The 22,171-nt window shown below is 67.8% G+C and carries 14 protein-coding genes, 3 rRNA genes and 1 pseudogene; 12 read left to right on the forward strand and 6 right to left on the reverse strand.

What is annotated here, in order from left to right:
• The 8 genes and pseudogenes from AWZ10_RS50200 to AWZ10_RS16275 form a co-directional block, all read left to right on the forward strand.
• Nucleotides 1–109 (forward strand): annotated as a pseudogene (locus tag AWZ10_RS50200) (DUF3499 domain-containing protein); the annotation flags it as partial.
• Between the two features lie 626 nt (nucleotides 110–735).
• A complete protein-coding gene (locus AWZ10_RS16250) occupies nucleotides 736–2,100 on the forward strand; it encodes a phosphomannomutase/phosphoglucomutase (RefSeq protein ID WP_060891421.1) in 1,365 nt (454 codons plus the stop codon).
• A gap of 290 nt (nucleotides 2,101–2,390) precedes the next feature.
• On the forward strand, nucleotides 2,391–2,561 hold the full coding sequence (locus AWZ10_RS47735; protein ID WP_078935499.1) for a Trm112 family protein: 171 nt from the start codon (nucleotides 2,391–2,393) through the stop codon (nucleotides 2,559–2,561).
• Between the two features lie 101 nt (nucleotides 2,562–2,662).
• Nucleotides 2,663–3,790: an SIS domain-containing protein gene (locus AWZ10_RS16255; RefSeq protein ID WP_060891417.1), complete on the forward strand. Its 1,128-nt coding sequence runs from the start codon at nucleotides 2,663–2,665 to the stop codon at nucleotides 3,788–3,790.
• 65 nt (nucleotides 3,791–3,855) lie between these two features.
• On the forward strand, nucleotides 3,856–5,007 hold the full coding sequence (gene manA, locus AWZ10_RS16260) for a mannose-6-phosphate isomerase, class I (protein WP_060891418.1): 1,152 nt from the start codon (nucleotides 3,856–3,858) through the stop codon (nucleotides 5,005–5,007).
• 187 nt (nucleotides 5,008–5,194) lie between these two features.
• Nucleotides 5,195–6,172, forward strand: coding sequence for a cation diffusion facilitator family transporter (locus tag AWZ10_RS16265; RefSeq protein ID WP_060891419.1), 978 nt, complete (start codon nucleotides 5,195–5,197; stop codon nucleotides 6,170–6,172).
• 355 nt (nucleotides 6,173–6,527) lie between these two features.
• Entirely contained in the window at nucleotides 6,528–7,985 is a 1,458-nt protein-coding gene (gene ahcY / locus AWZ10_RS16270) for an adenosylhomocysteinase (RefSeq protein WP_046706721.1), read from the forward strand.
• A 150-nt stretch (nucleotides 7,986–8,135) separates the two neighbouring features.
• Entirely contained in the window at nucleotides 8,136–8,750 is a 615-nt protein-coding gene (locus tag AWZ10_RS16275) for a hypothetical protein (RefSeq protein ID WP_046706722.1), read from the forward strand.
• Nucleotides 8,751–8,821: 71 nt separating this feature from the next.
• Here AWZ10_RS16275 and AWZ10_RS16280 read toward each other — a convergent pair whose 3' ends face one another.
• A complete protein-coding gene (locus AWZ10_RS16280) occupies nucleotides 8,822–9,889 on the reverse strand; it encodes an RDD family protein (RefSeq protein WP_208618509.1) in 1,068 nt (355 codons plus the stop codon).
• Nucleotides 9,890–10,028: 139 nt separating this feature from the next.
• Between AWZ10_RS16280 and AWZ10_RS16285 the strand changes: the two genes are divergently transcribed.
• The 4 genes from AWZ10_RS16285 to rrf all read left to right on the forward strand — a co-directional run bounded on the left by AWZ10_RS16285 (nucleotide 10,029) and on the right by rrf (nucleotide 16,804).
• Nucleotides 10,029–11,036 carry a stage II sporulation protein M gene (locus AWZ10_RS16285; RefSeq protein WP_046706724.1) on the forward strand — a complete coding sequence of 336 codons (1,008 nt, stop codon included), beginning with the start codon at nucleotides 10,029–10,031 and terminating at the stop codon, nucleotides 11,034–11,036.
• Nucleotides 11,037–11,628: 592 nt separating this feature from the next.
• A 16S ribosomal RNA gene (locus tag AWZ10_RS16290) occupies nucleotides 11,629–13,154 on the forward strand.
• Between the two features lie 314 nt (nucleotides 13,155–13,468).
• Nucleotides 13,469–16,591 (forward strand): 23S ribosomal RNA (locus AWZ10_RS16295).
• A 96-nt stretch (nucleotides 16,592–16,687) separates the two neighbouring features.
• Nucleotides 16,688–16,804: ribosomal RNA gene (rrf, locus tag AWZ10_RS16300) — 5S ribosomal RNA — on the forward strand.
• Together the 16S, 23S and 5S rRNA genes form the textbook arrangement of a ribosomal RNA operon.
• Nucleotides 16,805–16,899: 95 nt before the next feature.
• On the opposite strand, the gene AWZ10_RS16305 is transcribed toward rrf, so the two are convergent.
• From AWZ10_RS16305 to AWZ10_RS16325, 5 genes are all read right to left on the reverse strand, one after another.
• Entirely contained in the window at nucleotides 16,900–18,210 is a 1,311-nt protein-coding gene (locus tag AWZ10_RS16305; protein WP_046709876.1) for a DUF58 domain-containing protein, read from the reverse strand.
• Nucleotides 18,210–19,202 (reverse strand): AAA family ATPase, encoded by a 993-nt coding sequence (locus AWZ10_RS16310; protein ID WP_046709875.1) that lies wholly within the window; start codon nucleotides 19,200–19,202, stop codon nucleotides 18,210–18,212. The genes AWZ10_RS16305 and AWZ10_RS16310 overlap by 1 nt, the downstream gene beginning before the upstream one ends.
• Nucleotides 19,199–20,392: a DUF4350 domain-containing protein gene (locus AWZ10_RS16315; RefSeq protein ID WP_046709874.1), complete on the reverse strand. Its 1,194-nt coding sequence runs from the start codon at nucleotides 20,390–20,392 to the stop codon at nucleotides 19,199–19,201. Before AWZ10_RS16315 ends, AWZ10_RS16310 begins: the two co-directional genes overlap by 4 nt.
• On the reverse strand, nucleotides 20,389–21,078 hold the full coding sequence (locus tag AWZ10_RS16320; RefSeq protein WP_060891420.1) for a DUF4129 domain-containing protein: 690 nt from the start codon (nucleotides 21,076–21,078) through the stop codon (nucleotides 20,389–20,391). Before AWZ10_RS16320 ends, AWZ10_RS16315 begins: the two co-directional genes overlap by 4 nt.
• Before the next feature lie 40 nt (nucleotides 21,079–21,118).
• On the reverse strand, nucleotides 21,119–22,171 hold a 1,053-nt coding region (locus AWZ10_RS16325; RefSeq protein ID WP_060891423.1), incomplete at its 5' end, for a DUF7847 domain-containing protein.

Below are 22,171 nucleotides of genomic sequence, written 5' to 3' on the forward strand. Positions count from 1 at the left end.
CCGCCCGCAGCGGCGCGCCGCGGAGGCGGGAGGCGGCGCGCGCAGGGCGGACCCGATGGAGGTCGCCCGCCGCGGCCATCTCCGGGTGCTGCGCTCACCCGACAACTGAGCCCTCCGCTCTCCCGGCAACTGACGCCCTGCGTGGGACTGTTGTGGCGCCCCGCGGTCACTCGCCCCCGTCGTGGCGTGTTTCGTTCCTCTGGATGCTGTCGCATTCGTGGTCGGCCGGTTCACCGCCTCCCACCACGTCTCCGCGCAACTCGCGCACATCTGCGCCGCCTTGCCGGGCGCGGGCGCCCTCGCAGCCGCCCCCCGGCGCGCGCAACGAGGACCTCGACGAAGACGACGCAGGGCCCGCCGTGCGAAGTCCCGCGCGCCCACGCCCCGTACGCGCCCAGATGTCGCGATCCTCTTCGCCGCCCGGATGCCCATGGCGGAGGGCAGACCGCCACGGGCGACCCAGTCATGCGGTCAAACTTTCCTGAATGGCGCTAATCGGTACGAAAGCTCCGTAAGAAGGGGTGATGTTCGTACCTGGCCGATCGTCGCCACGGTCCCGAACCGCGGTTCGCCAACGGCTTCGGCAGGTCCTCAACAGGATGATCCCCCGCAGAACCTGACCACCGCCTACGCGGCCGCCGGTCCCCCGGGGGGCGTTCTCTGAGGTCACACAGCCGCCTGTCGGCTCGGGCGGGTAGTTTGGGTGACCGGTGAGGACTTCAGGAGGATGTGTCCGTGGCTGCTGATCTGTCGACGATCGTGAAGGCGTACGACGTACGCGGGGTGGTTCCGGACCAGTGGGACGAGACCCTGGCCGAGCTGCTCGGGGCGGCCTTCGTACAGGTGACCGGCGCGGACGCCATCGTGACCGGCCACGACATGAGGCCCTCCTCGCCCGGCCTGTCGCGTGCCTTCGCGCGCGGGGCGGCGGCGCTCGGGGTGGACGTGACCGAGATCGGCCTCTGCTCGACGGACCAGCTGTACTACGCGTCGGGCGCGCTGAACCTGCCCGGCGCGATGTTCACGGCCTCCCACAACCCCGCCCGGTACAACGGCATCAAGATGTGCCGCGCGGGCGCCGCCCCCGTCGGCCAGGACACCGGCCTCACCGAGATCCGCGAACTGGTCGAGGGCTGGACCGAGTCGGGTGCCCCGGCGCCGGCCGCGACGTCTGGAACGATCACGCGACGGGACACGTTGGAGGACTACGCGGCGCACCTCCTCGGCCTCGTCGACCTGACCTCCATCCGCCCCCTGAAGGTCGTCGTCGACGCGGGCAACGGCATGGGCGGCCACACCGTCCCGACGGTCTTCGCCGGCCTGCCGCTGGACCTGGTCCCCATGTACTTCGAACTGGACGGCACGTTCCCGAACCACGAGGCCAACCCCCTCGACCCGGCGAACATCGTCGACCTCCAGAACCGGGTCCGTGCGGAGGGCGCCGACCTCGGCATCGCCTTCGACGGCGACGCCGACCGCTGCTTCGTCGTCGACGAGCGGGGCAACCCCGTCCCGCCCTCCGCGATCACCGCCCTGGTCGCCTCCCGCGAACTCGCCAGGCACGGCGGCAAGGGCACGATCATCCACAACCTGATCACCTCCTGGTCCGTCCCGGAGGTGGTGAAGGAGAACGGCGGCACGCCGGTGCGCACCCGCGTCGGCCACTCCTTCATCAAGGCCGAGATGGCCAGAACCGGCGCGATCTTCGGCGGCGAGCACTCCGCCCACTACTACTTCGCCGACTTCTGGAACGCCGACACGGGCATGCTGGCCGCCCTCCACGTCCTCGCCGCCCTCGGCGGCCAGGACGGTTCTCTCTCCGGCCTCGTCGCCCAGTACGACCGCTACGCCGGCTCCGGCGAGATCAACTCCACGGTCGCCGACCAGACGGACCGCCTGGCCGCGGTCCGCTCCGCGTACGAGAGCCGGGAGGACGTCACCCTGGACGACCTCGACGGCCTCACCGTCTCCTCGGTGGACTGGTGGTTCAACGTCCGCCCGTCCAACACGGAACCGCTGCTGCGCCTGAACGCGGAGGCGAGGGACGAGACGACGATGGCGAAGATCCGCGACGAGGTCCTGGGGATCATCAGAGCGTGAGCACGGATCTGCAGGGCCCCGCCCCGCGCTCCCAAGGGCGCGAGGACTGCGGGAACAACCACACACAACCCGCACGCGCCCACGAACCCGCACTCTCCGAGCCGGAAGGCGTGCGGGGTCGAAGGGGCGCCGGCCCCTGATGGGGGCACCTCCCGCTCGAGCGAAGCCGAGAGTGGGGGAGGGATGGGCAGGGACGCAACAGCCCCGGCCCCCAACCCCGGCGCCAACTCCTCCACGGCGGTAGTCTGACCAGGCCGCACCGCACGAACCCGCCCCCGAAGGGACCCGACATGGCGCTCGAAGCCGGCCTCCTGGAGATCCTCGCCTGCCCGGCGTGCCACGCCCCCCTCGCGGAGGAGGACACCGAGCTGGCCTGCACCAGCCAGGAATGCGGCCTCGCCTACCCGATCAGGGATGGCATCCCCGTACTCCTCGTCGACGAGGCCCGCCGCCCCGCGTGACCCACAGGATCGAGTTTCTCCCGCGAGGCGTAACCCCGCACGAGCCGGGAAGACCCGGCGTACAGGTGTAAAGGGCACCCGGCGATCGGAGGCTGCCGCCCATGCTCGACGAATCGCTGCTAGACACCCCCGAAGCCCTGTCGCAGGCGGACCGCCGCGACCTGCTCCGCGGCGCCGCCGAGGCCGGCGCCAGGGTCCGTACGGCCATCCGCCTCGGCACCGAGGCCGGCATCCCGGACCTGAAACCGGACGGCCGCCCCCGCGGCCTCCTGATCGCGGGCCCCGGCATGGCCTCCGCGGGCGTCGCCGACCTGCTCGGCGCCCTCGCGGGGTCCAGCTGCCCCATCACCCGCCTCCACCCCACCGGCGTGGCCCCCGCAGCGGGCGCCCTCCGCTGGGAGCTGCCCGGCTGGACGGGCCCGGTCGACCTCCTTCTGGTCGCCACCGCGGACGGCAGCGAAGCAGGTCTGGCGATCCTCGTCGAACAGGCGTACCGCCGCGGCAGCACGGTCGTCGCCGTCGCCCCGGCAGGCACCCCTGTGGCCGAGGCGGTGGAAGCCGCCCACGGCCTCTTCGTACCGATGGCGACCGCCCCGTACGAGCAGGAGGTGCCCCCCGGCGCCGCCGCCCCGGGAGTCCTGTGGGCGCTGCTCACCCCGATGCTCGCGCTGCTGGACCGTACGGGCCTGATCGACGCCCCGCCGGAGGCCCTGCAGAAGGTCGCCGACCGACTCGACCGGGTCGCCGAGCGCTGCGGCCCGGCGATCGCCACCTACAGCAACCCCGCCAAGAAGCTCGCCGCCGAGCTGGCCGACGTGCTCCCGTTGATCTGGACCGAGGGCCAGACCGCGGGACCGGTGGGTCGTCGTTTCGCCTCCGCGCTCGCCGAACTGGCGGGCCGCCCCGCCCTCGCCGCCCAGCTCCCGGAGGCCCTCGCCTCACACACGGTGCTGCTGACCGGCCCGCTCGCCGCGAACGCCGACCCCGACGACTTCTTCCGCGACCGCGTCGAGGACGCGCCCGTCCTGCACGCGCGCGTGGTGCTCGTCCGAGACCGCCCGACCGGGGGTCTGAGCGCCGTCCCGGCAGCCCGCGAGCTGGCCCTCGGCCACGACGCCGCGATCAGCGAGCTGGAACCCGAGGAAGGCAGCGACCTGGAAACCCTCGCGGAGATGATCGCCATCACGGATTTCGCCGCCGTTTACCTGTCGCTCGCTTCCGGAGCCTGACCTTTACCGGGACCCGACCCTGACCGGGGCTCGGCCGGCTCCCCACCTACGGAGAAGCACACACCATGGACCGCCTCGACAACACCGTCCGCCCCTACGCCTGGGGTTCGACCACCGCCATCCCGCAGCTCCTCGGCATGGCCCCCACCGGCGAGCCGCAGGCGGAGATGTGGATGGGCGCCCACCCCGGCGCACCCTCGCGCACCGGGCGCGGCCCCCTCACCGAGGTGATCGACGGGGCCCCGGACCGCGAGCTGGGATCGCGAACCGTCGCCAGGTTCGGCCCCCGCCTCCCGTTCCTCCTGAAGCTCCTCGCCGCGGGCGCCCCCCTCTCCCTCCAGGTCCACCCCAACCTAGAACAGGCCAGGGAGGGCTACGAGGACGAGGAGCGGCGCGGAATCCCGATCGACGCGGGCCACCGCAACTACAAGGACGCCAACCACAAGCCGGAACTCATCTGCGCCCTCACGGAGTTCGACGGCCTGTGCGGTTTCCGCGCCCCGCTCCAGGCCGCCGACCTGCTCGCCGCCCTCGACGTCGACTCCCTCAAGCCGTACGTCGACCTCCTGCACGCCCACCCGGAAGAGGCCGCACTGCGCGAGGTGTTGACCGCCGTCCTGAGCGCCGACCCCGAGGAGATGTCCCACACGGTCACCGAGGCCGCGGACGCCTGCGCCCGCCTCGGAGGGGCCCACGCCCCCTACGCCGACATCGCCCACCACTACCCCGGAGATCCCGGCGTCATCGCCGCCATGCTCCTCAACCACGTACGCCTGCAGCCCGGCGAGGCACTGTTCCTGGGCGCCGGCATCCCGCACGCCTACCTGAACGGCCTCGGCGTAGAGATCATGGCCAACTCCGACAACGTCCTGCGCTGCGGCCTGACCCCCAAGCACGTCGACGTCCCCGAACTCCTGCGCATCGTCCGCTTCGAGGCGACCGACCCCGGCGTCCTGCGCCCCGAGGCGTCCCCCGACGGCGAGGAGGTCTACGAGACCCCCATCGACGAGTTCCGCCTCTCCCGCTTCGTTCTTCCCGAGGCCACCGCCCCGCACGACCTCACCCGCGCCACCCCGCAGATCCTCCTCTGCACGGCCGGTTCGGTCCGCGCGGGCGAACACACGCTCGCCCCCGGCGAGTCCGTCTTCGTACCGGCCGACGAGAGGGCAGAGGTGTCCGGACCGGGCACGCTGTTCCGCGCCACCGTGGTCGCCTGAGCGGCCCGAGCCGTCGCGCGACCGGCCTGAACCTCCCCTGATCCACAGCCTGGCGCACCGGCGCCGGACCGGGCTGCAACAATGCCCCCTGCAAAAGGCGGGCAAAGCCCGGCCGGTGACGGACGGAAGCGTGGGTACCCATGCCCACGCACAGACATATGCGTAGGCGAAGGGACACCTCGGACACATGAGCGCGTCAGGCGGCACCAAGGCGATCGTGGCGGCACTCGCCGCCAACCTCGCGATCGCGGTAGCGAAGTTCGTGGCGTTCGTCTTCAGCGGCTCGTCATCGATGCTCGCCGAATCCGTGCACTCCCTCGCCGACTCCGGCAACCAGGGTCTGCTCCTCCTCGGCGGCAAGAAGGCCCAGCGCGAGGCGACCCCGCAACACCCCTTCGGCTACGGTCGCGAGCGCTACATCTACGCCTTCCTCGTCTCCATCGTCCTCTTCTCCGTCGGCGGCATGTTCGCCATCTACGAGGGCTACGAGAAGATCAAGCACCCGCACGAGATCAAGAACTGGATCTGGCCGGTCGGCGTCCTCGTCTTCGCGATCATCGCCGAGACCTTCTCCTTCCGGACCGCCATCAAGGAGTCCAACCCGCTCCGCGGCAACCAGTCCTGGAAGGAGTTCGTACGCCACGCCAAGGCCCCCGAGCTCCCGGTCGTGCTCCTTGAGGACCTGGGCGCGCTCGTCGGTCTGATCCTCGCCCTCGGCGGTGTCGGCCTGGCCCTCGCCACCGGCGACGGCGTCTGGGACGGCATCGGCACGCTCTGCATCGGTGTCCTGCTGATCCTCATCGCGATCATCCTGGCCGCCGAGACCAAGTCGCTGCTCCTGGGTGAGGCCGCCGGCGTGGAGGACGTCAGGAAGATCGAGGCCGCGATCGTCGACGGCGACACGGTCCCCGCCATCATCCACATGCGCACGCTCCATCTCGGCCCCGAGGAGCTGCTGGTCGCCGCCAAGATCGCCGTCCGGCACGACGAGACGGCCACCGAGGTCGCCAACGCGATCGACGCCGCCGAGGCCCGCATCCGCGAGGCCGTCCCGATCGCCCGCGTCATCTACCTGGAGCCCGACATCTACAGCGAGGCGGAGGCCGCCAAGGGTGCCGACCCCGAGGCCGCCCCCGGCGGCCCGGCGCCCACCGCCGGACACTGACCCACCGGCATTCCGCAGGACACCGGGGCCCGTCGCGAAACCAACGCGGCGGGCCCTTGCACGTTTCCCGTTCCAGGTCCAAGGATCTCCCTACTCTCCACCCCTTCGGCCTGATCCGTACGCAGGAAGACTGGGGCGGGCCGGGCCGACCGGTGTAGCTTGGGACGGAGCCAGACGTCGCTGCTGATGGCGGTCGGGCGGTCCCATCGAGGACCGGCCGAGGGAGAGAGGGCCTCCGACGGACTGCGCTGCGCGCACGCGGGCATGCCTGTGTCCTCTTCGGGGCACCCCTGTGTCCGCCGCCGCGCAGACCAGCCCTATCCACCCTCGACCCGATACCGAGGAGCAGCTCTTCATGACGACTGTCGACAACCGGCAGGACTTCAAGGTCGCCGATCTCTCCCTGGCCGCTTTCGGCCGCAAGGAGATCACCCTCGCCGAGCACGAGATGCCCGGCCTGATGGCGATCCGCAAGGAGTTCGCCGCCACTCAGCCGCTGGTCGGCGCCCGGATCATGGGCTCGCTGCACATGACCGTGCAGACCGCCGTCCTGATCGAGACCCTGGTCGCCCTGGGCGCCGAGGTCCGCTGGGTGTCCTGCAACATCTTCTCCACCCAGGACCACGCCGCCGCCGCCATCGCGGTCGGCCCGAACGGCACGCCCGAGAACCCGCAGGGCGTCCCGGTCTTCGCCTGGAAGGGCGAGACCCTGGAGGAGTACTGGTGGTGCACGGAGCAGGCGCTGACCTGGCCGAACACCCCCACCGGCGGCCCGAACATGATCCTGGACGACGGCGGTGACGCCACCATGCTCGTCCACAAGGGCGTCCAGTACGAGAAGGAGGGCAAGGTCCCCTCCGCCGACACCGCCGAGTCCGACGAGCACCGCGTCGTCCTCGAACTCCTCGACCGGACCATCACCGAGGGCTCGCAGAAGTGGACCCAGCTCGCCTCGGAGATCCGCGGCGTGACCGAGGAGACCACCACCGGCGTCCACCGCCTGTACGAGATGCAGCGCGACGGTGACCTCCTGTTCCCGGCGATCAACGTGAACGACGCCGTCACCAAGTCGAAGTTCGACAACAAGTACGGCTGCCGCCACTCCCTGATCGACGGCATCAACCGCGCCACCGACGTCCTGATCGGTGGCAAGACCGCGGTCGTGTTCGGCTACGGCGATGTGGGCAAGGGCTGTGCGGAGTCGCTGCGCGGCCAGGGCGCCCGTGTCATCGTCACCGAGATCGACCCGATCTGCGCTCTGCAGGCGGCGATGGACGGTTACCAGGTCACCACGCTCGACGAGGTCGTCGAGAAGGCCGACATCTTCATCACCACGACCGGCAACAAGGACATCATCATGGCCGCCGACATGGCCAAGATGAAGCACCAGGCCATCGTCGGCAACATCGGCCACTTCGACAACGAGATCGACATGGCCGGCCTCGCGAAGATCCCCGGCATCGTCAAGGACGAGGTCAAGCCCCAGGTCCACACCTGGAAGTTCGCGGACGGCAAGGTCCTCATCGTCCTGTCCGAGGGCCGCCTGCTGAACCTGGGCAACGCCACGGGTCACCCGTCGTTCGTGATGTCCAACTCCTTCGCGGACCAGACCCTGGCCCAGATCGAGCTGTTCACCAAGCCCGAGGAGTACCCCACCGGCGTTTACACGCTGCCCAAGCACCTCGACGAGAAGGTCGCCCGCCTTCACCTCGACGCGCTCGGTGTGAAGCTCACGACGCTCCGCCCGGAGCAGGCCTCGTACATCGGCGTCGAGGTCGACGGCCCGTACAAGTCGGACCACTACCGCTACTGATCCACCCGGCGACGGGTGCGTCCGTGCACAGACGCACCCGTCCCGGCCGCAGCTCCCAGACAGGCCCCCGCACCCCCGTGCCGGGGGCCTGCCCGTTCGGCCCGCGCCCCGCTCGACGGCCGGACCAGCCCGTCAAGACCCAGGACCCCCATGCCCCGCGGCCGGTATTCGCTTCACGACACGCACGACCACACCCTCCTCGCCGAAGAACACTTCCACTGCGCGCCCGGCCCGTCCGGCTGGCGCTACGTCTCCCAGCTGACCGCTCCGTCCGGCGACCACGTCGGCTCCGTCGACCTCGCCCTAGACGAACTCGGCCGCCCCATCCGCCTCGAACTCCACGCCGCGAGCTGGCAGGTTCGCGGCGCCGCCCTCGACGGCGTCACCTGGGTCCGCACGGACCCCACCGGCACGGAGGCCACCGAAGGCAATGTCCGCGCCCATGCATTCACCGGCACCTCCCCGGCGTTCCTGATCGCCACCGCCCGCCTCCTGCGCCTCACCCCCTCCGCGCCCGCCACCCGCGTACGCCTCGTAGCCTTCACCGACCCGGTCCTCGCCCCGCGCACCTCGGACCAGTCCTGGGCTTTGATCGAAAGAGAAGCACACGCCACTGACAACGGCCCTCTGACCGTGGACACATACCAGGTCACAGCCCTGGACACGGGCGAGCGGCACACCGTTCACCTCGCCGGCGACGTCGTCCTGGCGGCACCCGGAATCGAGCTGGAGCACCTCGAAACACCGCCGTCGACGTTCGCCTGAAATCGCCGCACGGCCGACATCGATGCCCGCCCGGCGGCGGTTCGGCGGCGGTTCGGCGGCGGGGCCACGGCCTACGCGGGCGGCGCGAACCCGGTGCTCGGCCGCTCGGCAGGCGGCTCGTGCGGCGACTGCGGGACCACCGGTGCCGCGTGCGCAGCCACGCCCGGCACACCAGCCCCATGACCAGAACCTTCGACTCCCCCGGGCGATACATATCCGGAGGCACCCGAAGGCGGGGCAGGGTTCGTAAATGCCCCGGGCGGTCCGTACACCGGAGCAACCGGAGGCTGAGTCACCGGCCCACCCCAGCCAGGCCCACCGACCGGCGCACCCGGCACGAAACCCCCTGCGACCGCACCCGCCGCATTCGGCACGCCACCCACACCGGCCGCGCCCCCGAACGCCTGTCGCGCCTCCCGTGCCTGCCGCTCGTGCACCACGGCCGCGAGATACGCGCCCGGCGGCACCCCGTACGGCGCCGGAGCACCCGTCCGCGCCGCGAGGTCCGAGGCGAGACGTTCCGCCATCGCCGCGCCGACATGCGGGTCCAGCTGTCGCATCCGCGTCAGGTACTGACGGATGGCCAGCCACAGCCCGTCAGGAACGGCGGACAGGTCGAGCCGGGAGAACTGCCCCACGAGCCAGGGCGGAGGCGGAGGCACGAACGCCGTCCGACCGGCCGGCACCCGCTCCCGCACGACCAGCGTCCCCGCGAACACGTCACCCAGCCGCCGCCCCCGCGCCGACACGAGCGAGGCGATGCACGCGACGACCCCGAACGTCATCAGGATCTCGACCACCCCGACCGCACCACGCACGAGCGCGTGCCGGAACCGGATCGGTCCTCCGTCGTCCCGCACCACCCGCAGCCCGCACGCCAGCTTCCCCAGCGAACGTCCATGGCTCAGCGTCTCCACCGCGATCGGCCCGCCCACCAGGACGAGCAGGAAGCTCGCGATGGATATCGCCGTCTGCGCGGCCTCGTCGAGGCCGGCCGTCGACAGCACCAGGATCAGGACCACCGCGAGGTACACGACCATGGCCACGATCAGGTCGAGCAGCACGGCCAGCGCCCGGCTCGGCAGCTTCGCGGGACGCAGCTCCAGCGCCACCGCCTCGCCTGTCACTAGCTCACTCACACCCGTAGTCCTTCCGGTTTCATCCCCTGACCTGCCCCGAGAGTGGCCAGTCTGCCAAGCTGAGGTCACATCGCGCCGCAGTAGGACCAGTAAGACAAGCCGACACGTAGTACGAGAGGGACGAGGAGCAGCACACCCGATGGACCTCGATGTCTTCGTGTCCGCCCATCGTGCCGAGTGGGACCGCCTCGACTCCCTGCTCCGCCGCCAGCGCCGCCTCGACGGTGCCGAGGTCGACGAACTCGTCGCCCTCTACCAGCGCACGGCCACCCACCTCTCACTGATCCAGTCGAGCGCTCCCGACCCTCAGCTCACCGGGCGCCTCAGCCAACTGGTGGCACGCGCGCGGAGCGCCGTGACAGGAAACCGGAGGGCCTCCTGGCGCGACGTCACCCGCTTCCTGACCCACGGCTTCCCCGCCGCGGTCTACCGCTCCCGCCACTGGTGGGTCCCCACCGCACTGCTCTCCACCCTCGTCGCCGTGCTCCTCGGCTGGTGGATCGGCACCCACCCGGAGGTCCAGGCCACCATCGCGGCCCCCGACGCACTGCGCGAGATGACCCGCCCCGGCGGCCAGTACGAGACGTACTACTCCAGCCATCCCGCAGCCTCCTTCGCCGCCCAGGTCTGGACGAACAATGCCCAGGCCGCCGCGATGTGCCTGGTCCTGGGCATTTTCCTGGGCCTGCCGGTCCTCTGGATCCTGCTCCTGAACATGCTCAACCTGGGTGTCGGCATCGGCCTCATGACCTCGGCCGGCCGTCTCGACGTGTTCCTCGGCCTGATCCTCCCGCACGGACTGCTGGAGCTGACCGCCGTCTTCGTGGCCGCCGGCACGGGGCTGCGCCTCGGCTGGACCCTGATCGACCCAGGCCTACGCACACGCCGTGCGGCCCTGGCCGAGGAGGGGCGAGCCGCGCTGGGCATGGCGATAGGCCTGGCGCTGGTTCTCTTCGTCTCCGGCGCCATCGAAGGCTTCGTCACCCCGTCCGGCCTGCCGACCTGGGCCCGCATCAGCATCGGCGTCCTCGCCGAGCTCGCCTTCCTCGCCTACGTCTATGTCCTGGGCGGACGCGCCGTCCGGGCCGGTGACACGGGCGACGTCGAGGAGCACGAACGCAGCGCCGTGGTCCCCACAGCCGCCTGATGTGCGTCCACCCCCGTCGGGCTGTTAGTCTCCTCTTCGTTCCCGCAAGAGCCGTTGACACGGTGCGTGTGGGGAGGTAGATTAGAACAGTTGCCTAGAGGTGGATATGCCCCAGGGTGACAGTGAGAATCTATCGGCTACTCGTGAATGTGATTTCCCGAGTGAGCCCACCCGATGATTCAGAACAAGTGGCCGGTCAGTCCGGCCAAAAACTTCTGATAAAGTCGGACTCGCCGAAAGAAAGCCGCAGGGCAATCAATTAGGCAAGGCCCCCAACGGCCACCGGAAATGAATTCCGACCGGAAACGGAACGGAAAACGGATCTGGTAAGGTTGGAAACGCAAGACCGAAGGGAAACTGCCCGGAGGAAAGCCCGAGAGTAGCTTGGGTGAGTACAAAGGAAGCGTCCGTTCCTTGAGAACTCAACAGCGTGCCAAAAATCAACGCCAGATATGTTGATACCCCGTCCGCCGAAACTTTTCGGTGGTCGAGGTTCCTTTGAAGTAAAATACAGCGAGGACGTTGTGAACGGTCGGGCTTATTCCGCCTGACTGTTCCGCTCTCGTGGTGTCGACCCGATTACGGGTAAACATTCACGGAGAGTTTGATCCTGGCTCAGGACGAACGCTGGCGGCGTGCTTAACACATGCAAGTCGAACGATGAACCACTTCGGTGGGGATTAGTGGCGAACGGGTGAGTAACACGTGGGCAATCTGCCCTTCACTCTGGGACAAGCCCTGGAAACGGGGTCTAATACCGGATACAACACTCTCGGGCATCCGATGAGTGTGGAAAGCTCCGGCGGTGAAGGATGAGCCCGCGGCCTATCAGCTTGTTGGTGAGGTAACGGCTCACCAAGGCGACGACGGGTAGCCGGCCTGAGAGGGCGACCGGCCACACTGGGACTGAGACACGGCCCAGACTCCTACGGGAGGCAGCAGTGGGGAATATTGCACAATGGGCGAAAGCCTGATGCAGCGACGCCGCGTGAGGGATGACGGCCTTCGGGTTGTAAACCTCTTTCAGCAGGGAAGAAGCGAAAGTGACGGTACCTGCAGAAGAAGCGCCGGCTAACTACGTGCCAGCAGCCGCGGTAATACGTAGGGCGCGAGCGTTGTCCGGAATTATTGGGCGTAAAGAGCTCGTAGGCGGTCTGTCGCGTCGGATGTGAAAGCCCGGGGCTTAACCCCGGGTCTGCATTCGATACGGGCAGACTAGAGTGTGGTAGGGGAGATCGGAATTCCTGGTGTAGCGGTGAAATGCGCAGATATCAGGAGGAACACCGGTGGCGAAGGCGGATCTCTGGGCCATTACTGACGCTGAGGAGCGAAAGCGTGGGGAGCGAACAGGATTAGATACCCTGGTAGTCCACGCCGTAAACGGTGGGAACTAGGTGTTGGCGACATTCCACGTCGTCGGTGCCGCAGCTAACGCATTAAGTTCCCCGCCTGGGGAGTACGGCCGCAAGGCTAAAACTCAAAGGAATTGACGGGGGCCCGCACAAGCAGCGGAGCATGTGGCTTAATTCGACGCAACGCGAAGAACCTTACCAAGGCTTGACATACACCGGAAACGGCCAGAGATGGTCGCCCCCTTGTGGTCGGTGTACAGGTGGTGCATGGCTGTCGTCAGCTCGTGTCGTGAGATGTTGGGTTAAGTCCCGCAACGAGCGCAACCCTTGTTCTGTGTTGCCAGCATGCCCTTCGGGGTGATGGGGACTCACAGGAGACTGCCGGGGTCAACTCGGAGGAAGGTGGGGACGACGTCAAGTCATCATGCCCCTTATGTCTTGGGCTGCACACGTGCTACAATGGCAGGTACAATGAGCTGCGAAGCCGTGAGGCGGAGCGAATCTCAAAAAGCCTGTCTCAGTTCGGATTGGGGTCTGCAACTCGACCCCATGAAGTCGGAGTTGCTAGTAATCGCAGATCAGCATTGCTGCGGTGAATACGTTCCCGGGCCTTGTACACACCGCCCGTCACGTCACGAAAGTCGGTAACACCCGAAGCCGGTGGCCCAACCCGTAAGGGAGGGAGCTGTCGAAGGTGGGACTGGCGATTGGGACGAAGTCGTAACAAGGTAGCCGTACCGGAAGGTGCGGCTGGATCACCTCCTTTCTAAGGAGCACTTCTACCGAACTCTTCGGGGTGAGGTCAGAGGCCAGATCATCAGCGAACGTCTGATGCTGGTTCGCTCAGGGTGGAACGTTGATTATTCGGCCGGTTCACGGGCCGGAGGCTGTGAGTACTGCTCGTAAGAGTGTGGAAAGCATGATCTCTGGACGGGGACGGGTCGGGCACGCTGTTGGGTGTCTGAGGGTATGGCCGTATGGCTGCCTTCAGTGCCGGCCCCAGTGCACTCGAACTTCTGGTTCGGGGTGATGGGTGGTTGGTCGTTGTTTGAGAACTGCACAGTGGACGCGAGCATCTGTGGCCAAGTTTTTAAGGGCGCACGGTGGATGCCTTGGCACCAGGAACCGATGAAGGACGTGGGAGGCCACGATAGGCCCCGGGGAGTCGTCAACCAGGCTTTGATCCGGGGGTGTCCGAATGGGGAAACCCGGCAGTCGTCATGGGCTGTCACCCTTGCCTGAACACATAGGGCAAGTGGAGGGAACGCGGGGAAGTGAAACATCTCAGTACCCGCAGGAAGAGAAAACAACCGTGATTCCGGGAGTAGTGGCGAGCGAAACCGGATGAGGCCAAACCGTATACGTGTGAGACCCGGCAGGGGTTGCGTGTACGGGGTTGTGGGATCTCTCTTTCACAGTCTGCCGGCTGTGAGACGAGTCAGAAACCGTACAGGTAGGCGAAGGACATGCGAAAGGTCCGGCGTAGAGGGTAAGACCCCCGTAGCTGAAATTTGTACGGCTCGTTTGAGAGACACCCAAGTAGCACGGGGCCCGAGAAATCCCGTGTGAATCTGGCGGGACCACCCGTTAAGCCTAAATATTCCCTGGTGACCGATAGCGGATAGTACCGTGAGGGAATGGTGAAAAGTACCGCGGGAGCGGAGTGAAATAGTACCTGAAACCGTGTGCCTACAAGCCGTGGGAGCGTCGCGCATCGAGCTTGCTCGGTGCGTCGTGACTGCGTGCCTTTTGAAGAATGAGCCTGCGAGTTTGCGGTGTGTTGCGAGGTTAACCCGAGTGGGGTAGCCGTAGCGAAAGCGAGTCCGAACAGGGCGATTCAGTAGCACGCTCAAGACCCGAAGCGGAGTGATCTAGCCATGGGCAGGTTGAAGCGGAGGTAAGACTTCGTGGAGGACCGAACCCACCAGGGTTGAAAACCTGGGGGATGACCTGTGGTTAGGGGTGAAAGGCCAATCAAACTCCGTGATAGCTGGTTCTCCCCGAAATGCATTTAGGTGCAGCGTCGTGTGTTTCTTGCCGGAGGTAGAGCACTGGATAGGCGATGGGCCCTACCGGGTTACTGACCTTAGCCAAACTCCGAATGCCGGTAAGTGAGAGCGCGGCAGTGAGACTGTGGGGGATAAGCTCCATGGTCGAGAGGGAAACAGCCCAGAGCATCGACTAAGGCCCCTAAGCGTACGCTAAGTGGGAAAGGATGTGGAGTCGCACAGACAACCAGGAGGTTGGCTTAGAAGCAGCCACCCTTGAAAGAGTGCGTAATAGCTCACTGGTCTAGTGATTCCGCGCCGACAATGTAGCGGGGCTCAAGCGTACCGCCGAAGTCGTGTCATTTCAGCATATAGGGCCAACGCCTGCTGGGATGGGTAGGGGAGCGTCGTGTGCCGGGTGAAGCAGCCGCGGAAGCGAGTTGTGGACGGTTCACGAGTGAGAATGCAGGCATGAGTAGCGATACAAACGTGAGAAACGTTTGCGCCGATTGACTAAGGGTTCCTGGGTCAAGCTGATCTGCCCAGGGTAAGTCGGGACCTAAGGCGAGGCCGACAGGCGTAGTCGATGGATAACCGGTTGATATTCCGGTACCCGCTGTGAAGCGTCAAACATTGAACCAGGCGATGCTAAGTCCGTGAAGCCGTTCCGGACCCTTCGGGGAAAGGAAAGTGGTGGAGCCGACGGACCAGACTTGCAGTAGGTGAGTGATGGGGTGACGCAGGAAGGTAGTCCATCCCGGGCGGTGGTAGTCCCGGGGTAAGGGTGTAGGCCGTGCGATAGGTAAATCCGTCGTACTTGTGGCTGAGACCTGATGCCGAGCCGATTGTGGTGAAGTGGATGATCCTATGCTGTCGAGAAAAGCCTCTAGCGAGTTTCATGGCGGCCCGTACCCTAAACCGACTCAGGTGGTCAGGTAGAGAATACCGAGGCGTTCGGGTGAACTATGGTTAAGGAACTCGGCAAAATGCCCCCGTAACTTCGGGAGAAGGGGGGCCATCACTGGTGAGGGAACTTGCTTCCTGAGCTGGGGGTGGCCGCAGAGACCAGCGAGAAGCGACTGTTTACTAAAAACACAGGTCCGTGCGAAGCCGTAAGGCGATGTATACGGACTGACGCCTGCCCGGTGCTGGAACGTTAAGGGGACCGGTTAGTCACATTTCGGTGTGGCGAAGCTGAGAACTTAAGCGCCAGTAAACGGCGGTGGTAACTATAACCATCCTAAGGTAGCGAAATTCCTTGTCGGGTAAGTTCCGACCTGCACGAATGGCGTAACGACTTCTCGACTGTCTCAACCATAGGCCCGGTGAAATTGCACTACGAGTAAAGATGCTCGTTTCGCGCAGCAGGACGGAAAGACCCCGGGACCTTTACTACAGTTTGATATTGGTGTTCGGTTCGGCTTGTGTAGGATAGCTGGGAGACTTTGAAGCGGCCACGCCAGTGGTTGTGGAGTCGTCGTTGAAATACCAGTCTGGTCGTGCTGGATGTCTAACCTGGGTCCGTGATCCGGATCAGGGACAGTGTCTGATGGGTAGTTTAACTGGGGCGGTTGCCTCCTAAAGAGTAACGGAGGCGCCCAAAGGTTCCCTCAGCCTGGTTGGCAATCAGGTGTTGAGTGTAAGTGCACAAGGGAGCTTGACTGTGAGACCGACGGGTCGAGCAGGGACGAAAGTCGGGACTAGTGATCCGGCGGTGGCTTGTGGAAGCGCCGTCGCTCAACGGATAAAAGGTACCCCGGGGATAACAGGCTGATCTTCCCCAAGAGTCCATATCGACGGGATGGTTTGGCACCTCGATGTCGGCTCGTCGCATCCTGGGGCTGGAGTCGGTCCCAAGGGTTGGGCTGTTCGCCCATTAAAGCGGTACGCGAGCTGGGTTTAGAACGTCGTGAGACAGTTCGGTCCCTATCCGCTGCGCGCGCAGGAATATTGAGAAGGGCTGTCCCTAGTACGAGAGGACCGGGACGGACGAACCTCTGGTGTGCCAGTTGTCCTGCCAAGGGCATGGCTGGTTGGCTACGTTCGGGAGGGATAACCGCTGAAAGCATCTAAGCGGGAAGCCTGCTTCGAGATGAGTATTCCCACCCACTTGATGGGGTAAGGCTCCCAGTAGACGACTGGGTTGATAGGCCAGATATGGAAGCCTGGTAACGGGTGGAGTTGACTGGTACTAATAGGCCGAGGGCTTGTCCTCAGTTGCTCGCGTCCACTGTGTTGGTTCTGAAACCACGAACAACCCCATTCCCTTGTTTGGTCACGGGGGATGGTGCGGTTGAGTGTTTCATAGTGTTTCGGTGGTCATAGCGTGAGGGAAACGCCCGGTTACATTCCGAACCCGGAAGCTAAGCCTTACAGCGCCGATGGTACTGCAGGGGGGACCCTGTGGGAGAGTAGGACGCCGCCGAACAAATATTGCGAAAGGCCCACACCTTATGGTGTGGGCCTTTTTGCGTTTCCGGGTGTTGGGCCTTTCCCGGACCCTGAAGCAGAAGAATTGACGATTCAGAGGCGGCCTGCCGCCTTCAGTGACAGATAGGCATCCGCCAGGGCCGGCGCCAGGTTGTCCGGAGTCGCGTCGACGACCGTGACGCCGTGGCGGCGGAGCTGTTCGGCGGTGCGATGGCGGTCCGCTTGGGCCTGAGCTGCCGCCGCGGCCTCGTATACGGCGTCCGCGGTGCCTCGAGAGTGGGCCATACGGGCGATATGCGGATCGGCGACCGAGGCCACCAGGACCGAATGGCGCTGGGTGAGGCGGGACAGGACGGGGAGAAGGCCTTGTTCCACGGGGGCCGCGTCCAAGGTGGTGAGAAGGACGATCAGCGCCCGGCGAGACGCAGTACGCAGTGCGGTGGCTGCGAGGCCTCGGGCGTCCGTCTCGACGAGTTCGGGTTCAAGAGGTGCCATGGCGTTGACCAGGGACGGGAGGACGTCGCCCGCCGTGCGGCCCTGGACGAGGGCTCGCACACGGCGGTCGTAGGCGAGGAGGTCCACGCGGTCGCCGGCGCGGGAGGCGAGGGCGGCCAGGAGCAGGGCAGCGTCCATGGAGGCGTCGAGGCGGGGAGCGTCGCCCACACGGCCCGCGGAGGTCCGGCCGGTGTCCAGGACGAGCAGGATGTGACGGTCGCGTTCGGGACGCCAGGTGCGTACCGCCACCGAGGACTGACGAGCCGTGGCGCGCCAGTCGATGGAGCGGGTGTCGTCGCCGGGGATGTACTCGCGGAGACTGTCGAACTCCGTGCCCTCGCCCCGGGTCAGAACACTGGTGCGGCCGTCGAGTTCGCGCAGGCGGGCCAGCTTGGACGGCAGGTGCTTGCGGCTGGTGAACGGGGGGAGCACGCGTACGGTCCAGGGGACCTTGTGGCTGCCCTGGCGGGCGAAGAGACCGAGGGGGCCGAACGAGCGGATCGTGACCCTGTCCGCCTGGCGGTCGCCTCTGCGGGTGGGACGCAGGCGGGTGGTGAAGCGGCGGCGCTCGCCCGGGGGGATCGTGAGACGGTGCCGGGACGAGGCCACTTCGGAGCCGGGGAGCCAGCTGCTGGGAGGCCAGGCGTCGCGGACGTGGGCGCGCAGGGGGCGGTTGGTGGGGTTGGTGACCGTGAGGATGACGTCCGCGGTCTCGCCCAGGCGTGCGGAGGTGTCGCCGGAGCGAAGCAGGCCCAGGCGGCGCACTGGAGCTGCGAGGGCGTAGTCGCAGGCGCATGCCAGGGCCAAGGGTGCGTTCACGGCGAGGATGCCCGTCCAGCTGGGCTCCCAGATGCCCACGGGGAGGGCGCCGAGGGCCGCGAGGAGTGCGGCGCGTCCGGTGGGGGCCATCAGCGGGGGACGGGAACGTGGGCGAGGATCGCGTTGATGACCGAGTCGGCCGTGACGCCTTCCATCTCGGCCTCCGGGCGGAGCTGGACGCGGTGACGGAGGGTCGGGAGCGCGAGAGCCTTGACGTCGTCGGGGATGACGTAGTCGCGGCCCGTCAGCCAGGCCCAGGCGCGAGAGGCCGCGAGGAGGGCTGTGGAGCCTCGGGGGGAGGCACCAAGGGTGAGGGACGGGGACTCACGGGTGGCGCGGCAGATGTCCACGACGTAGGCGGTGATCTCGGGGGAGACCGTCGTCTTGGCCACGGCGGCGCGGGCGGCTTCGAGGTCGGCCGCGTTCGCGACGGGGCGTACGCCGGCGGCGCGCAGGTCGCGCGGGTTGAAGCCCTCGGCGTGGCGGGTGAGGACGCTGATCTCGTCCTGGCGGGACGGGAGCGGGACCGTCAGTTTGAGGAGGAAGCGGTCCAGTTGGGCTTCGGGCAGAGGGTACGTGCCCTCGTACTCGACCGGGTTCTGGGTCGCGGCGACCAGGAACGGGTCCGGGAGTGGGCGTGGGGTGCCGTCGACCGTGACCTGGCGCTCCTCCATGGCCTCCAGCAGGGAGGACTGGGTCTTCGGCGGGGTCCGGTTGATCTCGTCGGCGAGGAGCAGATTGGTGAAGACCGGGCCGGGCTGGAAGGAGAACTCGGCGCTGCGGGTGTCGTAGACGAGGGAGCCGGTGACGTCGCTCGGCATGAGGTCCGGGGTGAACTGGACGCGCTTGGTGTCCAGATCGAGTGCGGATGCGAGGGCGCGGACGAGCAACGTTTTGGCTACTCCAGGGACTCCTTCCAGTAGGACGTGTCCGCGGCAGAGGAGGGCGACGACGAGGCCGGTCACGGCGGGGTCCTGGCCGACCACGGCTTTGGCGATCTCGGCGCGCAGGGCCTCCAGGGAGGCTCGGGCGGTGCCCGGGGCCCCGGTGGTCCCGGCGTTGTCAGTGGTCGGGTCCATCATGAACGGCGTACCTCTCTTTCGAGGGCGTCGAGTTGGTCGGTGAGGGCGATGAGGGCCTTGTCGTCGCTGGGCGGCGGGCCGAAGAGGAGGGCGTGGAGGGGCTGTCCGTCGCCGTGCAGGTGGGCGGACAGGGCGGGGAGCAGGGCCTCGGGCGTGTGTGCCCGGGAGACGGGGACACCGACGAGGGGGGCGAGGCGGGTGCGGGTGGTGGAGCGAAGAGCGGCGGCCGCGCGGTCGCGGGCGTCGGCCTTGCGGTAGAGACGGGCGCGGCCTTCGACGGTTTCGGAGGCGCGGATCGCGACGGGGAGTTTCTCGGGCACGAGGGGGCCGAGTCGGCGTGCCCGCCAGAGGGCGGCCAGGGCGCCGGCGAAGAAGAGTTGCAGGGTGCCCCAGAGCCAGCCCGAGGGGAGCAGGTCGAAGAAGCTGCGGTTGCCGGCGTCGGGGGCCGAGTCGTCGGAGAGCGAGGGGAGGTACCAGACCACATGGGGGCGCGAGCCGAGGAGTTGGAGGGCGAGGGAGGCGTTGCCCTGCTCGTCGAGGCTGCTGTTGAGGAGGATGTCGGGGGCGCCGAGGACGACGGTGTCGCCGTCCCCCTCGGTTGCCGGGACGCGCACCAGGGTGGGCAGGCCGTTCTCGGGGTAGCAGGTGTCGGCGGCACCGGCGACAACGTGGTAGCGGACCCCGCCGGTGTCGGCGCTGCCCGCGCGGTTGGCAGCGGGCAGCTCGCAGCGGGGCCTGAGCGTGGAGTCCAGGCTGAGAGCGGAGTCGGCGGTGACCCCGCGGGCCAGGGTGCTCACGGACGGGGAGCCGGGGGCCACGAGGACCGTGCGGCCGCCGGAGGCCTCGGTCGCCGCGCGGAGGCGGCTTTGCTGGGAGTCGGTCAGCAGGTCCGGGACGGCGACCAGGAGGGTGGTGTCCGGGCCGGCCGCGGTGCTCGCCTCGTCGAGGGTGGTGACCAGCCGGGTGGACACGCCCCGGTCGTCGAGGAGTTCGGCGACGGCGCGGCTGCCGTCGGTGTCGGCGGAGCGCGGATCCAGACGGCCGTGCTCGGCGCCGGAGCGGATCACGGCGATCACGACGGCCGCCGCCAGCAGGATCACCGCGGCGAGCACGACACCGCGCGCGCGGGTCCACACCTGGCGGGCCGTGGGCGAGACCGAGGTGGACGGAAGCGTGGCCCCGGTGGTCATCCGGCGGCTCCCGGGCCGGTGCTGCGGGCCGTGCTCGCGGCCCCGGCGGCGCTGCTCGCCAGTGCGGGCCTGGTGCGTTCCAGGTCGGTGTCGAGCGCGGCGAGCCGGAGGTACGTTCCTTCGGCCGCGGACCGGCCGCCGTATGTGACGTCGTCGAAGTCCCGGGCGGCGGCGCGCAGTCGGTCCGCGTGGGCGGGGAGCACCGAGCCGGCTTCGGAGGCCGCCTCGTCGGCGGTTCGGCCGGGGCGTGCGTCGAGCAGGGCGCGTTCCTCCAGGGAGCGGACGACAGCGCGCATGCGTTCCTGGACGGCCTGGTTCCAGTGGCCCTGGGCGGCCTGCGCCTCGGCGGTGGCGCGGTGTTCGGCGGCGCTGCGGGGGCGGTCGTCGAACAGCACGGTGGATGAGGTGGGGGCACGGTGCGGGCTCCCGAGGCGCCACCACAGGGCTCCCAGGAGGGCCAGTACGGCCAGGACGATGACGACGAGGCCGAGTACGCCGCCCGGGGTGGCTGCCGAGGCGGCGCCGAATACCTTGTCGAGCCACTCCCAGAAGGCGTTCATGGCGCGCTCGTACCAACTGGGGTCGTTCTCGTGGTACATGCCCTTGGACAGCTCGCGCCGGGCCGCCTCCCGCGCGGGGTCGCGCGGGAGGGTGAGAGGCGGCTCGTCCGCCGAGCGCCACGACATCGGTACGGCTGTCAGTGCTCCCCCCGACAGTCTCACCCCATCAGCTCCCCGGAGTGGCGCCCGGGGCGTCGCCGTAGCCCTGGAGACCGGCGGCGCGGCCCAGTTCGAGGTCGAGAGCCTCGCGGCGGATGCGCTGGTCGATGTAGAGGAGCACGGTGACGCCCGCGCTGATCGGGAAGGTGAGCGTGGATCCGATCACCGCGCCGACGCCGCTGATGACGAGGTAGGTCCAGCCGAGTGTGGTGCCGCCGGTGGCGAGGAGGCCGGAGATGCCGTCCCCGTCCAGGGCCGCGCCCGCGAAGGAGAAGGGGATCACGACGATCGACGCGACGACGTAGGCGATGATCGCGGCGAGCAGTTGGATGCCGAGGACCCGCCACCAGGAGCCGCGCACCAGCTTGACGGAGCGGCCCAGCGACTTCCTGACGCCTTGCTTCTCCAGCATCAGGGCGGGCGAGGCCAGCGAGAAGCGGATCATCAGCCACACGGTGAGGACGAAGGCGCCGAGTCCGCCGAAGAGGGCGAGGAGTACGCCCCCGCCGGTCGAGCCTCCGGCGGCGAGGAGGATGCCGGGCACGACGCCCACGGTCATGATCAGGCCGGCGATCAGGAGCAGCAGGATGGTCAGGCCACCCAGCCTGAGGAGCTGCGGGCGGGCGTCCCGCCAGGCTTCGACGGTGGTCACCGACTTGCCGAGGACGGCACGGCTGGTCACGGTCGTGAGCAGGGCCGTCGCGATGATGGTGCCCAGCAGGGAGATCACCATGACGACGGAGGTGCTCAGCAGGGTGTCGCCCAGGGCGCGGCTCAGTTCGCCGGGGGTGGCGGTGGGGTCACTGAGGGCGTCCGTGCTCGCGGCGTCGTTGAGGACGAGGCCCTGGAGCAGGATCACCCCGATCTGGGTGAGGACCGCGACGGCCAGGGAGATGCCGAGGACCGTGCGCCAGTGCGTGCGCATGGTGGAGACCGCGCCGTCGAGGATCTCGCCGATGCCGAGCGGGCGCAGCGGGATCACACCGGGCTTGGCCGCGGGTGGGGGGCCTCCCCAGCCGCCGCCCCAGCCGGGAGTGCCGGGGCCGGGGGCGCCGTAGCG

It is taken from the genome of Streptomyces europaeiscabiei (assembly GCF_001550375.1).
Lineage (GTDB): Bacteria > Actinomycetota > Actinomycetes > Streptomycetales > Streptomycetaceae > Streptomyces > Streptomyces europaeiscabiei.